This is a genomic window from Erwinia sp. 9145 (assembly GCF_000745075.1).
Lineage (GTDB): Bacteria > Pseudomonadota > Gammaproteobacteria > Enterobacterales > Enterobacteriaceae > Erwinia > Erwinia oleae.
On the sequence record NZ_JQNE01000001.1, the window covers coordinates 3,070,758 to 3,086,230 of the forward strand.

The 15,473-nt window shown below is 55.0% G+C and carries 11 protein-coding genes; 5 read left to right on the forward strand and 6 right to left on the reverse strand.

Annotated features, from left to right (window positions below; translation table 11 throughout):
- Positions 1–84: 84 nt before the first annotated feature.
- The 3 genes from FA91_RS14565 to FA91_RS20125 all read left to right on the forward strand — a co-directional run bounded on the left by FA91_RS14565 (position 85) and on the right by FA91_RS20125 (position 4,118).
- A complete protein-coding gene (locus FA91_RS14565) occupies positions 85–690 on the forward strand; it encodes an HD domain-containing protein (RefSeq protein WP_034916774.1) in 606 nt (201 codons plus the stop codon).
- 147 nt (positions 691–837) lie between these two features.
- Positions 838–3,387 (forward strand): type VI secretion system tip protein TssI/VgrG, encoded by a 2,550-nt coding sequence (gene tssI / locus FA91_RS14570; protein WP_034916776.1) that lies wholly within the window; start codon positions 838–840, stop codon positions 3,385–3,387.
- On the forward strand, positions 3,384–4,118 hold the full coding sequence (locus FA91_RS20125) for a hypothetical protein (RefSeq protein ID WP_051937197.1): 735 nt from the start codon (positions 3,384–3,386) through the stop codon (positions 4,116–4,118). The genes tssI and FA91_RS20125 overlap by 4 nt, the downstream gene beginning before the upstream one ends.
- 43 nt (positions 4,119–4,161) lie before the next feature.
- Here FA91_RS20125 and gcvP read toward each other — a convergent pair whose 3' ends face one another.
- From gcvP to gcvT, 3 genes are all read right to left on the reverse strand, one after another.
- Positions 4,162–7,035, reverse strand: a complete 2,874-nt coding sequence (gcvP, locus tag FA91_RS14580; RefSeq protein WP_034916778.1) for an aminomethyl-transferring glycine dehydrogenase — start codon at positions 7,033–7,035, stop codon at positions 4,162–4,164.
- Between the two features lie 74 nt (positions 7,036–7,109).
- Positions 7,110–7,496, reverse strand: coding sequence for a glycine cleavage system protein GcvH (gene gcvH, locus FA91_RS14585; RefSeq protein WP_034916781.1), 387 nt, complete (start codon positions 7,494–7,496; stop codon positions 7,110–7,112).
- A gap of 57 nt (positions 7,497–7,553) precedes the next feature.
- On the reverse strand, positions 7,554–8,648 hold the full coding sequence (gcvT, locus tag FA91_RS14590) for a glycine cleavage system aminomethyltransferase GcvT (RefSeq protein WP_034916783.1): 1,095 nt from the start codon (positions 8,646–8,648) through the stop codon (positions 7,554–7,556).
- 412 nt (positions 8,649–9,060) lie between these two features.
- Between gcvT and FA91_RS14595 the strand changes: the two genes are divergently transcribed.
- Both FA91_RS14595 and FA91_RS14600 read left to right on the forward strand, forming a co-directional pair.
- Positions 9,061–10,344 (forward strand): hypothetical protein, encoded by a 1,284-nt coding sequence (locus tag FA91_RS14595; RefSeq protein WP_051937199.1) that lies wholly within the window; start codon positions 9,061–9,063, stop codon positions 10,342–10,344.
- Positions 10,345–10,452: 108 nt separating this feature from the next.
- Positions 10,453–11,739, forward strand: coding sequence for a hypothetical protein (locus FA91_RS14600; RefSeq protein WP_034916784.1), 1,287 nt, complete (start codon positions 10,453–10,455; stop codon positions 11,737–11,739).
- A 4-nt stretch (positions 11,740–11,743) separates the two neighbouring features.
- Here the strand turns inward: FA91_RS14600 and ubiI are convergent, their stop codons facing one another.
- Genes ubiI through pepP form a run of 3 tightly spaced genes read right to left on the reverse strand, consistent with a single transcriptional unit; the run spans position 11,744 to position 15,443 of the window.
- Positions 11,744–12,946: an FAD-dependent 2-octaprenylphenol hydroxylase gene (ubiI, locus tag FA91_RS14605; RefSeq protein WP_034916785.1), complete on the reverse strand. Its 1,203-nt coding sequence runs from the start codon at positions 12,944–12,946 to the stop codon at positions 11,744–11,746.
- Between the two features lie 11 nt (positions 12,947–12,957).
- Complete coding sequence (gene ubiH, locus FA91_RS14610; protein ID WP_034916786.1) at positions 12,958–14,136, reverse strand: 2-octaprenyl-6-methoxyphenyl hydroxylase; 1,179 nt, start codon at positions 14,134–14,136, stop codon at positions 12,958–12,960.
- Positions 14,133–15,443 carry a Xaa-Pro aminopeptidase gene (gene pepP, locus FA91_RS14615; RefSeq protein ID WP_034916788.1) on the reverse strand — a complete coding sequence of 437 codons (1,311 nt, stop codon included), beginning with the start codon at positions 15,441–15,443 and terminating at the stop codon, positions 14,133–14,135. Before pepP ends, ubiH begins: the two co-directional genes overlap by 4 nt.
- Positions 15,444–15,473: the final 30 nt, after the last annotated feature.

The following is a 15,473-nucleotide window of genomic DNA, read 5'->3' on the forward strand; positions in this document are numbered from 1 at the left end:
GTAACACACTTTCTTAAATGAAATGTGCAAACGTTTGCCTTACACTAATGCCAAATTTTTTCCGCATGGAAACGCGAGGTAAACATGTCAGAAGTATCCGTCAACGACTTTGGGGCAATGAGTGACGTTGTGGCTTTTCTTATGGAGCTGGATAAGCTGAAACGCGTTGAGCGCCGTACCCGTCTGATTGGCAATTCACGTCACGAGAATTCCGCAGAGCATAGCTGGCATCTCGCAGTATCCGCGATGAGCATGGCCCAATACTACGATGCGCAAATGGACACCGCGCGCGCGGTTCAAATGGCGCTGCTACATGATGTTGTTGAAATCGACGCAGGCGACGTACTGGTGTATGACCTGGCGGCGCGGGAAGCGATTCATCAACAGGAACGGGCTGCCGCCGATCGTATTTTCGGCCTGCTTCCCCCCGCGCTGGCTGACAATTTTCGTGCGCTGTGGGACGAATATGAAAACAACGAGACCGCTGAAGCCCGCTTCGCCAATATGCTGGACCGCGCGCTGCCGATCATGCTCAATCTGCATAATCAGGGGCAAAGCTGGATAGAAAACGGCATCCGGCTGGAACAGGTGCTGGCACGCAATGCCGCGCTGGCAGAGCAGTGGCCGTCGCTGTGGAGTCATCTGCACTATCATCTGGAACAGGCCCATAAAAAGGGATGGCTGCTATAGCTACACCTTGCGCCCCTGTTCAGGCATTTTCAGAAAAACTTTAAAAACACTGGATCTAAATGCTGCTTTTTTGCACACTGCTTCTTCGATGATTTCCTAATCACTTACCGCAGGATTGCGGTCAAGTTCTGAAACAGGGATGTACCTATGTTTGACCGCATTACCGCACGGCTGCCCGTTGACGGGCTGCTGTTTCGCAAACTGGAAGGCACCGAAGCCCTCTCTGATGCCTTCGTTTTCACCCTTAAACTGCTTGGGCACGACGCCCGCCTCGATCGCCACGCCCTGCTCGGCCAGCCGGTTACCGTCGTGATTCCACTGCCGGGACTGCTCAGCGAACCGCGTTATCTTAACGGTAAAATCACCGCTGTGGCCGCCAACAGCGAGGCGCTGAACGGCACGCGCTACACCGTTTATACCCTGACCGTTGAGCCGGATCTCTGGCCGCTAAAACGCGATAAAAATCAGCGTATCTTCCAGCATCGTACAGTGCCGGAAATCGTTAAAACGCTGCTCGGCGAATATGGCATAAAATTTGAAGACCGCCTTACTGGCAGCTATCGCGTCTGGGAATACTGCGTGCAGTATCAGGAGAGCAGCTTTGCCTTCATCCGCCGCCTGACGGCGCTGGAAGGCATCTACTGGTTCTTTCGCCACAGCGCCGACAGCCACACGCTGGTGCTGGCGGACAGCGCGGAGCAGCATGAACCATTCCCCGGTTATGAAACCGTCGCCTGGCACGCCACGCCTTCAGGCGGCACCACTCGCGAGGAAGGCCTGAGCAACTGGCGCCCGACTGACAGCGTGACGCCGGGACTTTACAGTACTGACGACTATGACTTCCGTAAGCCAAACGCCTGGATGCTGCAAGCGCGGCAGAATCCCGCCTCACCTTTACCGGGGCGAATTGACTTTTATGACTGGCCAGGGCATTTCGTCGACCACAGTCACGGCGAAGCTTACGCGCGCATTCGTCAACAGGCGTGGCAGGCAGAGCACCGACGCATCACCGCCAGCGCCACGGCAGTTGGCCTTACTCCCGGACACACCTTTACGCTAATCCGCGCGCCTGCGTTCAGCGACAACGGTAATTATCTGATCCTGTCAGCGACATACCTTTTTGAAGAAAACAGCTATGCCAGCGGCGATGAAAGCAGCGCGAAACAGAACATCAACATTACCGTTATTCCGGCCGATGTGACGTTCAGACCGTCATACAACAAGCCGTGGCCGCGCACCTGTGGCCCGCAGACGGCAAAGGTGGCAGGCCCGCACGGCAAATCTATCTGGACGGACAAATATGGTCGTATCAAGGTGAAATTCCACTGGGATCGCAACGCCACAGGCGACGACACCAGCTCGTGCTGGATACGTGTTTCCGGCCCGTGGGCGGGCCAGGGGTTCGGCGGCGTGCAGATACCGCGCGTGGGCGATGAGGTTGTGGTTGACTTCATTAACGGCGATCCGGATCGGCCGATCGTCACCGGACGCGTTTATAATGAGGCGTACATGCCGCCGTGGGCATTGCCGGCGGCGGCGACGCAGTCAGGTTTTATGACGCGAACCAAAGATAGCCCGCGCGGCAGCGAAAATATTCTGCGCTTTGAGGACAAAGCGGGCGCTCAGCAGATTCTGATACAGGCAGAGCGCGATCTTGACGTCACGGTGAAGCATAATGCAAACCATCATATCGCCGCTGCGCATCACCATTTTGTTGGGGGCGACGCGCACCGACGGGTAGCGGGAAACCATTTTCTTGCCGTCAAGGGCGACACAACGCAGTTAACCGGCGGCAGCAAGCGCGACGCAGCCGCTGATATGCTGGTGTTGGGCGCAGGCAGGACGCTGCGGCTGGAGTGCGGGGAAAGCGTGCTGGAGCTTAACGCTGACGGGCAGATAAACCTGACGGGACGATGTTTTAATTTTTTTGCCACTGATGAAGCCTATATCTCCACCGGCAGCGGCGCCCTTCATCTGAACGATTCTGATGCAAAACCTGGCGCGCGGGCACCGGGTATAAACTATAAAACGGCTTTCGAACAAGAGTTAGAGACATTTTTTACGGTGGAACAACGGGGTCATTCTATGCGCCCGGAGACTAAGGCTAATAGCAAAAAAAATATTGAAACATTACAAAATAAAACACCAATTCATAATGATAACTTTTCAAAAATATCTTCAATAGTATTGCGGCACGAAGGTGGGTATGCAAATAGATTGGCAGATAAAGGCGGACCAACTAATAGGGGTATAGCCTGGAAAACATGGTTAAAATATGCGAAGGAAGATTTAGGTGTGTCCCCCACTCTTGCTAACCTAAAAGCTCTTACGATTGAGCAAGCTGAAATAATATATAAGAAGAGATACTGGAATCCGTCTGGGTTCCAGTATGTAAACGACCCTAAACTTGCTTTAATGTCATATGATTGGACAATCACTTCAGGCGGCGCAGGGAGGAAGATACAGCATCTATTAAACAATGAGTTTGGTGCAAATATTAAGATCGATGGATTTATTGGCACGGAAACAATTCAAGCAATGAACAGTGTAAAAGATCCTGATAAACTTACAAGCCGTATAGCTGAAATCCGTAAGGAATATTACTGGAAGTTAACAGAGTCTGACCCGCGAAATAAGGAAAATATTAACGGCTGGCTTAACAGGGTTGATAGCTGCATGAAGGTTAAGATTAAATGAATATTTTAGTAAAAAAAATTTTTCTCCCTGTGATGATACTTATGGCAAGTTTCTTGTCTCATGCCAACTCTTTCACTGGGCAATGGAAAGGGGATCTCATTGATCCTTATAACAACGATGTTACTACCATGACACTATCTCTTAAAGAAAAAGGGGGGGAAATAGAAGGGCGGTACTGCCTTATATATAATAATGGAAACAAGACCGACTGTTCAACTACAGACGAAATGAACATTCATGGGGAGAAAATTGAAAGCGATCGTGCGAAGATAACGTTCAAGAGCTGGTTTGGAGGAGACAAAGGTAAAGCACGTATCACTTTGAAAAATGATATTTTACAGTGGCACACACTTGTCAAGCCACAAGGTGAAAATACTTACATACCATACAAGTTATCCCTGATCAGAAGTTCTGATAAATATGAAACTGAAAAATTCACTCGGATATTTCAGAGTAATACTTATGAGGCTCACATCATTAACTACTGCAATAATTTTGAGTCATCCTGTTCGAATATGCTACTAATGGCCATAACTAATGACCATACAAAATCGGTATTTATGAGCGGAAAATACAGTAAAAAAAACCAGAAGGAAGCGTACTTTTTTGAGGATGAAAATGGAAATAAAATCCATTTCGAAGGGGATACAATATTTACCGAATTTAATGATGAAAATAAAAATGAAAAAGGTCTGTGGCACATCACACAGATAAAAGACCATTTAAAATAAAGGACACCGCAGTGTCCTTTAAATATCGCTAATCAGCGAAACGCTATTCGTATTCGCTCATGGGCACGCAGGAGCAGAACAGATTGCGATCGCCGTATACGTCGTCAAGACGCTTCACGGTCGGCCAGTATTTGTTCTCGCTGCCTGCCGGGAAGACCGCCAGTTCGCGCGTGTACGGGTGAGACCACTCGCCGATAACTTCGATTTGCGTATGTGGCGCATTGACCAGCGGGTTATCTTCTGCCGGCCATTCGCCTGCCGCCACGCGGTCAATCTCCATACGGATAGCCAGCATCGCATCAATAAAGCGATCCAGTTCAATTTTGCTCTCGGACTCTGTCGGTTCCACCATCAGCGTTCCCGCCACCGGGAAGGACATGGTCGGCGCATGGAAGCCATAATCGATCAGGCGCTTGGCGATATCCAGTTCGCTGATACCGGTCTGCTCTTTGAGCGGACGAATATCCAGAATACACTCATGCGCCACGCGACCGTCGCGGCCAGTATAGAGCACCGGATAGGCTGATTGCAGACGCGTCGCGATATAGTTGGCGTTCAGAATGGCGACCGAGCTGGCCTGCTTCAGACCTTCCGCGCCCATCATGCGGATATACATCCAGCTGATAGGCAGAATTGATGCGCTGCCAAACGGCGCCGCAGAAACCGCGCCCTGCTGCGTCAGCACGCCATCAATTTGCACCACGCTGTGGCCCGGCACGAACGGCGCCAGATGCGCCTTCACGCCAATTGGCCCCATGCCAGGTCCGCCGCCGCCGTGCGGGATACAAAAGGTTTTGTGCAGGTTGAGGTGAGAAACGTCCGCGCCGATGTAGCCCGGCGTGGTGATCCCTACCTGCGCGTTCATGTTTGCGCCATCCAGGTAAACCTGTCCGCCGTACTGATGAACGATTTGACAGACTTCGCGGATGGTCTCCTCGTAGACGCCGTGGGTGGAAGGATAGGTCACCATAATGCAGGAGAGCGCGTCGCCCGTCTGCTCCGCCTTAGCCCGCAGATCGTGCAGATCGATATTTCCCTGCTTGTCGCAGGCCACCACCACCACCGACATCCCGGCCATCTGCGCCGAGGCAGGATTCGTGCCGTGCGCCGAGCTGGGGATCAGGCAGATATTGCGGCCGGCTTCGTTGCGGCTTTCATGATAGCGACGGATCGCCAGCAGCCCGGCATATTCGCCCTGCGCGCCGGAGTTAGGCTGCATACAGAGCGCGTCGTAGCCGGTCAGCTGTACCAGCCACTGTGAAAGCTGGCCGATCATGTGCAGATAGCCGGTGGCCTGATCCGCCGGACAAAACGGATGCAGTTCAGCAAATTCCGGCCAGGTAATTGGGATCATCTCTGCCGCCGCATTGAGCTTCATGGTGCAGGAACCAAGCGGGATCATCGCCTGGTTCAGCGCCAAATCTTTACGCTCAAGGCTGTGCATATAGCGCATCATCTCCGTTTCGCTGTGATAGCGATTGAAGACCGGATGCGTCAGGATCGGTGACTGGCGGCGCATCGCGTCAGAAAGCGATGCGCTGTGTGCGGTGACGCTGGCGTCAAGCGCATCAATATCAAAACCATGCTGTTCACCGAGCAGGATGGAGAACAGCGCGGCGACGTCTTCGCGCGTGGTGGTTTCATCCAGCGTAATGCCCACCGCGTGGTGAATATCAGTACGCAGGTTCACGCCAAAGCTCAACGCGCGATCCGGCACCGCCGCCTTATCGGCCACCTCAACGGTCAGCGTATCAAACCAGGTGCTGTGCCGCAGCGTCAGGCCGCCTTTTTCCAGGCCTGCCGCAAGAATATCGGTCAGGCGATGAATGCGCGAAGCGATACGACCAAGACCTGCCGGACCGTGAAACACGGCGTAGAGGCTGGCGATATTCGCCAGCAGCACCTGTGAAGTACAGATGTTTGAGTTGGCCTTTTCGCGACGGATATGCTGTTCACGCGTCTGCATCGCCATGCGCAGGGCGGTGTTGCCTGCCGCATCGCGGGAGACGCCGATGATGCGTCCTGGCATGGAGCGCTTGTGTTCATCGCGCGCGGCGAAGAAGGCCGCGTGCGGGCCGCCGTAGCCCATCGGCACGCCGAAGCGCTGCGCCGAGCCGAAAACGATATCCGCCCCGATTTTGCCCGGCGCCTGAAGCAGCACCAGCGCCATAAAATCCGCCGCCACGCTGACGATAACCTTGCGGTTGTTCAGTTCGGCAATGAGATCGGTGTAATCATGCGCTTCGCCGGTGGTGCCGACCTGTTGCAGCAGCACGCCAAAGATGTCCTGATGATCCAGCACTTTTTCCGCTTTATCGACCAGCACCTCAAAGCCGAAGGTTTCGGCGCGGGTGCGCACCACGTCAAGCGTCTGCGGATGAACGTCTGCGGCCACAAAGAAGCGGTTGGCCGCTTTTAACTTGCTGATGCGTTTTGCCATGGCCATGGCCTCGGCCGCCGCGGTGGCTTCGTCCAGCAGCGAGGCGGAAGCAATATCAAGCCCGGTTAAATCCAGCGTGACCTGCTGGAAGTTGAGCAGCGCTTCAAGCCGTCCCTGAGACACCTCCGGCTGATAAGGCGTGTAGGCGGTGTACCAGCCTGGGTTTTCCAGCATGTTGCGCAGAATAACCGGCGGCGTCAGCACCGGCGTATAGCCCATGCCGATAAAGGATTTATAACGCAGGTTCTGCCCGGCAATCGCCTTCAGTTCGGCCAGCGCCTGATGCTCGGTAAGCGCGTCGCCCACCGCCGGCGGGCTGGGCAGCTGGATGTCAGCCGGTACGATCGAAGCAATAAGTTCGGAGAGCGAGCTGGCGCCCGTGGCGTTCAACATTGCCGCCTGCTGCTCCTGTGACGGGCCGATATGGCGTTCGATAAACGCGCCGTTGTGTTCAAGCTGGCTGAGTGTCTGCGTCATTAGCGGTAAATCCTGAATCGGGCAAAAAATTGAATTCAGGCGCGGCAGCGCGCCGCCCCTGAAAAGAGATGAGATTACTCGTCGATGCTGGCTTTATAGGCGTCCGCATCCATCAGCGCACTGAGTTCGCTCTCGTCGCTGGCCTTGATCTTAAACAGCCAGCCTTCGGCGTAAGGGGCGCTGTTGACCAGTTCCGGCTCACCGTCTAGCGCGCTGTTGACCTCAACGATTTCGCCACTGAGCGGCGCGTAAATATCCGACGCGGCTTTTACCGACTCGGCCACGGCGCAATCGTCGCCCTGACTGTAGGTATTGCCGACGTCAGGCAGATCGACAAACACCATATCGCCAAGCAGCTCCTGCGCGTGCTCGGTGATCCCCACGGTATAGCTGCCGTCGGCCTCTTTACGCACCCATTCGTGACTGTCACGGTATTTCAGTTCATTCGGCACATTGCTCATCGCCACGCTCTCCTGATTATTATGTGTCGGGCCGCACGGCCCGCTTAACAGAAAATATTATGCGACCGGTTTACCGGCGCGGACAAAGACGGGTTTGGTCACCCTGACCGGCATTTCACGATTGCGGATCTGCACAATCGCCTGCTCGCCGATACCGGCAGGCACGCGGGCCAGCGCAATACTACAGCCCAGCGTGGGCGAGAATGAGCCGCTGGTGATCACGCCTTCCTGAACGTTGCCCGCCGCATCGGTGAAGCGCACCGGCAGTTCATTGCGCAGCACGCCTTTTTCGGTCATGACCAGGCCCACAAGCTGCTGCGTACCCTGTTCGCGCTGCGCTTCAAGCGCCTCGCGTCCGATAAAATCGCGGTCGGCAGGCTGCCACGCAATCGTCCAGCCCATATTTGCCGCCAGCGGCGAGACGCCTTCGTCCATCTCCTGACCGTATAAATTCATGCCCGATTCAAGACGCAGCGTATCGCGCGCGCCAAGGCCCGCTGGCTTGACGCCCGCCTCAACCAGCGCCTGCCAGAATTCAGCGGCCTGCTCATCAGGTAAGGCGATTTCATAACCTGCCTCACCGGTATAGCCCGTGGTCGCGATAAACAGTTCACCGGCCTGCACGCCAAAAAACGGTTTCATACCGGCTACTGCCTGGCGCTGCGCCGCGTCAAACAGCGACTGTGCTTTCGCCTGTGCGTTCGGCCCCTGTACGGCAATCAGCGACAAATCGTCGCGCTCCGTCAGCGTTACGCCATAACCCTGCGCATGCTGGCTAATCCAGGCGAGATCTTTTTCCCGCGTGGCAGAGTTCACCACCAGACGAAAATAGTCCTCGGTCATAAAGTAAACAATCAGATCGTCAATCACGCCAGCAGAAGCGTTCAGCATGGCGGTATAAAGCGCCTTACCTGGCTGAGTCAGTTTGGCCACGTCGTTGGCGAGCAGGTAACGCAGGAAGTCGCGCGTGCGTGCGCCACGCAGGTCAATAATGGTCATATGCGATACATCAAACATGCCGGCGTCGGTGCGCACCGCATGATGCTCATCCATCTGAGAACCGTAGTGCAGCGGCATCATCCAGCCATGAAAATCCACCATGCGCGCGCCGCAGGCGTGATGCTGTTCGAACAAAGGCGTCTGCTGAGTCATATCATTCCCATATTTAATGGCGTTTTGTGGCGTTCGCGCCGGGCGAATAACAGCATGCGCAAACGATACCCTTGCTCAGACGTTATCACTGAACGCGTCGATTAACCATAAGTGAAACGAGGTCAAGATGGCTTATACGGCGCGGTCGGGCGCAAAGATTTTCCAGCATTTCAGGCTAAAAAAAAGCGCAATACCCCACAGATATCGCATAAAACTGCGCAGAAAGCAGAATGAACGTCGTTATCTGGCAGGAATCAAACACATTCAGGCGGCGAAAAAAACGCTTATCCATGAAAAAAAATAATGCGAAGCGGCAGGTAAAATTAGTTTATTTCAACCTGTCGCTGTTTCAGGGAACCATAAATGCGCTGCGGCCACTTAATGGCCAAATGGGATTGAGACAGAGCAAATAATGCAGATTAAATCTACACAACAGACGCTTGCCTTGCATAAGGCGGTTGAGCAGCACGATACGGAAAAAATACGTGAGCTACGTTCTGAAGGGCATAAAACCGTTCATTTGAATGACGAGAAACAGTCACCGATAGATCTGTTGGCGCGGCGTCGATCCATCGACACCGGTCTGCGTGAGAAGATGCATGGCGCTCTGATGTCCTCTCTTAACCCGACCGCGCCTGAAGGTTACACCAAACCGGAGGCGCTGCACGGCTCACCGTGGGGATTTGAGATCCTCGCTGCCGGCGCACTTAAAGGCGGCGTTAATGACGCAAAAGGCGGCTCGGCCTCGCTTGAAGGACAGGTGTTTTTTTCAGATCGCACGCCGGAAAAGTCAGATGATGCCACCACCCGACTCAATTTAAGGAGTAAAGCGCGCATCTATTCGCAAGGTGAAGGAATGCATACCAGTAACCCTGTTGCACGCGCTTTTCAGCATCGAATGGCGCAAGAGATAAGGCATCACCTTGCAAGCGGTAAAGCACTGACGACAACCAACAAGTTGTTCACCCTTGATGTTCAAAATGAGCATACTCCCGAGCAGGCAACTGCCTTATGGTTACAAAGTAAACTTACCGGCTCACGTATTAATATTATCCAGCAATCGGAGGATGCCTCACTTGCGGGCAGCGCAAAACTACTGGACGTCCCTGAGCCTTTTAATCTCAAATTCAATGACGGTAGCCAGCAGTCTTTCAGTGGTGAAGCGCTGAAACAGCTTGTTGACCGTGGGGCAGAAACCCTTCAGCAGCAGCTTGAAGCCGGTAAAGCGCCTTTATTAGGCATGATTAACAACGGGAAAATTGTCCCCATGGTTTTCGGCTTCAGCAGGATCGATGACCTGAAAAGCCATTCGATTCCGACCTTGTTCGGAAACAATAGTAAAAATTTCAGTTATCAAAGTGAAAACCACCCGCTGAGCGGTTCCGATAAGGGCGGAAAGCTGAAAGAGATTGAGCTCAGAAGCCTTCAGGATTTCACCACCCTGAACCTGGCATGCCTGGCAAAAGGCGTGCAGATCCCTTCCGGCACGTTGATCAGACTGAATCCCACACCGCGCGAAAAACAGGATAACAATCTGAAAGCGCGTTACTTAAATCCTCAGCAGAGTGCTGGATTTCAGCAAAAGCTCGCCGCCATGCTGAAAGACGAAAACATTGAAATACAGGGTGCCAGCCTGACGGATCTTCAGCGCATTAATCAGGATTTGCGCGGCAGAGATCTTGCCGTATTGCTGTAACGCGCGCCGGAAAATTTCCTGCAACAGCATATGCTGACGTTTTTAGAATAAGTTTGTTAAAAAACTTCCCGGATGCACGTAATGTATTAAATTGAAAAGGTTTTAAAAATGCAGATCAAATCCTCGCCGCATAATCTGGCGCTGCATGAGGCAGTGAAAGAGCATGACGTTGGAAAAATTCGCCAGTTACGATCCGAAGGTCACAAAGCCCATCATCTGGATGAGAAGTTGCAGTCGCCTGTCGATTTGCTGGCGCGCCGCCGCTCTATCGATCAACAGCTTCGCGAGAACATGCACAGCGCCCTGCTTGCTTCACAAAATCCTACGGCGCCAAAAGGTTACACCAAGCCCGAAGCGCTGCACGGTTCGCCCTGGGGCTTTGAGATCCTCGCTTCCGGCGAACTGAAAGGCGGCGTAAATGATACGAAAGGCGGCTGGGCTTCCCTTGAAGGACAGGTTTTTTTCTCCGATCGCACCCAGGGTAAAACTGACGATCTCACCACCCGCCAAGACCTGAGAAGTAAAGCGCGTGACTATTCAGAAGGAAAAGGTATTCACAGCAGCAGCCCCTATTCGCGCGCTTTTCAGCATCGAATGACGCAGGCCCTTGACTATCATTTTGCCAGCGGCAAAGCGCTTAACGCCACCGGTGACGCCGACAAGGTGGAAATGGAAGAAGGGCAGACGCTGGAGCAGAGCGCAACGCTGTGGTTGCAAAATTTCCTGAAAGAATTCCGCAGCGACGATCCAAAAAAAATCGATGCTGAACCATTTGAAAGTAAAGCGGAACTGATGAAGTTCCCGGCATCTCTTGATTTTAAGCTGAACGGACAAAGCCAGCACACCGTCAGCGGCGACGCATTAAAACAATTTGTTGCTCAGGCAAACAAAACGCTTCAGCAGCAGCTTGAAGATGGAAAGGCACCGCTGCTAGGCATGGTCAATAACGGCAAAATTGTGCCGATGGTGTTTGGTTTCAGTAAAATCGACGACTTAAAAAATCACACCGTACCTGTGCTGACGCGCGGCAATGGCGTAAGAAATTTCAGCTACCAAAGTGAGAATCATCCACTCGGCGGCTCAGCGAAAGGGGGAAAGCTGAAAGAAATTGAACTCTGTAATTTGCAGGATTTAGCCACCCTGAGCCTCACCTGCATGGCAAAAGGCGTGAAGATCCCGGCAGATACGCTGATAAGAATTAATCCCACGCCGAGGGAAAAAAGAAATGATAATCTCAAAGCGCGCTACCTTGATCCTCAACAGCTTGATGGATTTCAGCAAAAGCTGGTGGCCACGCTGAAAGAGAACAACCATGAGATCCAGAATGCCAGCCTGAAGGACTTGCAGCAATTCAATCAGGATTTACGCAATATGGATCTCAACGCGCTGTTGTAACGTCTCAGCGCAGCCACTCAGGCATGTCATTCAGGCCCATCGCCTGCTTCAGCAGGCGCGGCTTCACGCCGGGCAGGCTGTCCGCCAGGCTCAGGCCCACATCGCGCAGCAGCTTTTTCGCCGGATGGTTGCCGTTGAACAGCTCACGGAAACCCTGCATGCCTGCCAGCATCATTGCCGCACTGTGCTTGCGGCTGCGTTCGTAACGGCGCAGATTGAGATGCTCCCCAATGTCTTTGCCCTGCTGATGTAAACGACGAATTTCGCCAATCAACCCGGCGGCATCCATAAAACCCAGGTTTACGCCCTGTCCCGCCAGCGGATGAATGGTATGTGCCGCATCACCTACCAGCGCCAGGCGATGGGCTGCAAAACTGCGTGCATAGCGCCCCATCAGTGGGAAGGTTTTTCGCTCGCTTTCCACCCGGCACAGGCCGAGCCGCAGATCGAACGCCACCGAGAGCTGCTGATTAAACAGTGCTTCTGGCATTGACTGTAGCCGCGATGCCTCCTGCGGCGAAAGAGACCAGACGATTGAGCAGAGATGCGGATCGCTGAGCGGCAGGAATGCCAGTATCCCTTCGCCGTGGAAAACCTGTCGCGCCACCGCCTCGTGCGGCTGCTCGCAACGAATGTTCGCTACCAGCGCGTGGTGTCCGTAGTCCCAGAAAGCCAGAGGAATGTCGGCCTTGTTGCGCAGCCATGAGTGAGCGCCGTCAGCACCAACCAGCAATCTGGCGCTCATCATCGTACCGTCTGCGAGGGTAACGAACGCTTCGTTATCGCCAAAGGCCACCTGTTGAAGCCCGGCGGGTGACACCAGCGTGACATCGCTCAGTCCGCTGGCCCGATCCCACAGCTCCTGATGAATCACCGCGTTTTCAATGATGTGGCCCAGGTGCGGCAGGCTTTGCTGCCGTTGGTCAAATTCAATGCGGCCAAAGCTGTCTTTATCCCATACTTCCATGCCGTGATAAGCGCTCGCCCGCACGGCCAGAATCTGCGTCCAGACGTCAAGATGCTGGAGAAGCCGTTCGCTGGCGGCATTTATTGCAGAAACCCGCAGCGCATGCGGCGCATCAGCGGCAGTGGCGACCGGCGCCTCGCGCTCCAGCACGGCAATTTTCAATCCGCTGCCTTGCAGACCACAGGCGACCGCAAGGCCGACCATTCCGCCGCCAGCAATAATGACATCATACGTTTGCATTTCAGCTCTCCTTAACGCTCAACCCAGCCTAACGTGCGCTCGGCCAGCAAATTTCGCACCAGCGGGATGGAATCCATTGCCAGCAACCCAAGATTACGCCCTGCCACCAGCGGCGTGTAACGATTGGCAAAAATTCTGACCAGCGTATCGGTAATACCGATGGTGGTTTCGGCATCCGGCTGGCGACGCTGCTGGTACTGGTGCAGCACCGTAAAGCTTCCGGCGTCCTGTCCGGCGCGCCAGGCGGCGGCGAGCGTTTCCGCCAGCGTCATCACATCGCGCAGCCCGAGGTTAAAGCCCTGTCCGGCGATAGGATGCAGCGTTTGCGCCGCATTCCCCACCAGCGCCAGTCGATGAGAGACACGGTGCGCGGCAGCCTGAAGCTGAAGAGGATAGCTGTGCCGCTGGCCCACCTGGGTAAAGCGGCCGAGCCGCCAGCCAAAGGCGCGCTGAAGTTCAGAGAGAAATTGTGTATCGCTCCATCCATCAATCCGGGATTTATCAGCCAGCGGATGACACCACACCAGCGAACTGCGCCCTGCCGACATCGGCAACAGCGCCAGCGGGCCGTGTTCGGTAAAGCGCTCCCAGGCGCGGCCCGAATGCGGCTGCTGCGAGGAAACATTCGCAATAACGGCCACCTGCTGATAATCGTTTTTCTGCCACTGAACGCCACAGGCGCGGGCAACGTCAGAATGGGAGCCGTCTGCCGCCACCAGCAGCTTGCCTTCAAGCGTTTCGCCGGTATCCAACGTCACGCTGACGCTGGCCTGTTGACGATCTACCGTCGCCACTTTTGCCGGGCAGCACAGCCGCACGCCCGGCGCTTTTTTCAACAACGCGTAGAGGCGCTGCCCGATGTCGTGCAGCTCAACTACCTGACCGAGTGCCGGAATGTGGTAGTCGGCGGCGTCGAGAGAGACAAAGCTGGCATGGCCGCGATCGCTGACGTGAACGTGCGTAATGGCCGTTGCGCATGATTTTAGCGCAGGCCAGAGATTAATTGCCGCCAGTTGACGACAGGTACCTTCCGCCAGCGCAATGGCCCGGCCGTCGTAGCCGGGATGCGTGCGGGTTTCCGGTTCGCTGGCTTCCACCAGCGTCACCGCAAGCCGCCCCTGCGTGAGGTGGGAGATGGCCAGCGCCAGCGTGGCCCCCGCCATGCCTCCGCCTGCAATAATGATGCTCATCGCGCCGCCGCCATCAGTGCTTCGATTTCATCCGCATCCTTCACCACGCTGTCGGTCAGGTTCTCATTACCCTCGGCGGTAATAATAATGTCGTCTTCAATACGAATGCCGATGCCGCGATATTCAGCGGGCACGTCGGCATCCGGCGCAATGTAAAGCCCCGGTTCGACGGTGATCGCCATGCCAGGCTCCAGCGGGCGATCGCGATCGTTACCGTAGCCGCCAACGTCATGCACGTCCAGCCCAAGCCAGTGGCTCAGCCCGTGCATAAAAAACTGTCGATGCGCCTGCGCAGCAATAAGCTCGTCCACCTCACCTTTCAGCACGCCCAGCCTGACCAGACCACTCACCATGATCTCAACAATCTGCGCGTTGACTTCACGAATGCTGGTGCCGGGGCGGAACAGCGAGAGCGCCGTATTCAGTGATTCCAGCACGATGTCGTAGATTGCGCGCTGCGGCGCAGTGAATTTACCGCTGACCGGGAAAGTGCGGGTAATATCGCCCGCATAACCCTGATATTCGCAGCCGGCATCAATAAGCACCAGGTCACCTTCCCGCATCTGGCTCTCATTTTCGGTGTAGTGAAGGATGCAGCCGTTCTCACCCGCGCCGACAATGGTGTTATAGGCCGGGAAGCGCGCGCCATGCCGGGTAAACACGTGATGAATTTCGCCTTCGAGCTGATATTCGAACATGCCTGGACGGCAGCGCTCCATCGCCCGCGTATGCGCCAGCGCGCTGATACGTCCGGCCTCACGCATAACGGCCTGCTCCTCCGGCGATTTGAACAGACGCATCTCGTGCACCCAGGGACGCCAGTCTGTCAGCGTGGCGGGCGCGGTGAGATTCTGACGCGCGCCGCGACGAAGCGCCTCCAGCGCGTCAAAAACCAGCGTATCGGCAGCGGCGTAAAGACCCTGCGCGTGATAAACCACGTCGAGGCCATTCAGCAACAGCGGCAGTTGTTCGGCGATGTCATCCCACGGCAGCGCACGATCGACGGATAACTTTTTCGGTGCGGCGTCCTGCCCCAGACGACGGCCAAACCAGGTTTCGGCCGCCGGATCGCGTACACGGTTAAACAGTACGCTGTGGTTATGCGTGTCATCGCTTTTAATCAGCAGCAGCGCCGCTTCCGGCTCGTTAAAACCGGTGAAGTACCAAAAGTCGCTGTTCTGACGATAGGGGTATTCGCTGTCATTGCTGCGGGTCGCTTCCGGCGCGGCAAAGATGACCGCTGCGCTTGCTGGCGCCATTTTCGCCAGCAGCGCCTGACGGCGTTGCACAAACTCTTGCTGAGTCATCTGCTTCTCCTGAATGCATTCATCCGGCGT

What these genes read in the sequence shown, in the direction of transcription:
- gcvP (WP_034916778.1), bottom strand. Translation starts at nt 7,035, where the DNA reads ATGACGCAGACACTCAGCCAGCTTGAACACAACGGCGCGTTTATCGAA.
- FA91_RS20125 (WP_051937197.1), top strand. Translation starts at nt 3,384, where the DNA reads ATGAATATTTTAGTAAAAAAAATTTTTCTCCCTGTGATGATACTTATG.
- gcvT (WP_034916783.1), bottom strand. Translation starts at nt 8,648, where the DNA reads ATGACTCAGCAGACGCCTTTGTTCGAACAGCATCACGCCTGCGGCGCG.
- gcvH (WP_034916781.1), bottom strand. Translation starts at nt 7,496, where the DNA reads ATGAGCAATGTGCCGAATGAACTGAAATACCGTGACAGTCACGAATGG.
- pepP (WP_034916788.1), bottom strand. Translation starts at nt 15,443, where the DNA reads ATGACTCAGCAAGAGTTTGTGCAACGCCGTCAGGCGCTGCTGGCGAAA.
- ubiI (WP_034916785.1), bottom strand. Translation starts at nt 12,946, where the DNA reads ATGCAAACGTATGATGTCATTATTGCTGGCGGCGGAATGGTCGGCCTT.
- FA91_RS14595 (WP_051937199.1), top strand. Translation starts at nt 9,061, where the DNA reads ATGCAGATTAAATCTACACAACAGACGCTTGCCTTGCATAAGGCGGTT.
- tssI (WP_034916776.1), top strand. Translation starts at nt 838, where the DNA reads ATGTTTGACCGCATTACCGCACGGCTGCCCGTTGACGGGCTGCTGTTT.
- FA91_RS14600 (WP_034916784.1), top strand. Translation starts at nt 10,453, where the DNA reads ATGCAGATCAAATCCTCGCCGCATAATCTGGCGCTGCATGAGGCAGTG.
- FA91_RS14565 (WP_034916774.1), top strand. Translation starts at nt 85, where the DNA reads ATGTCAGAAGTATCCGTCAACGACTTTGGGGCAATGAGTGACGTTGTG.
- ubiH (WP_034916786.1), bottom strand. Translation starts at nt 14,136, where the DNA reads ATGAGCATCATTATTGCAGGCGGAGGCATGGCGGGGGCCACGCTGGCG.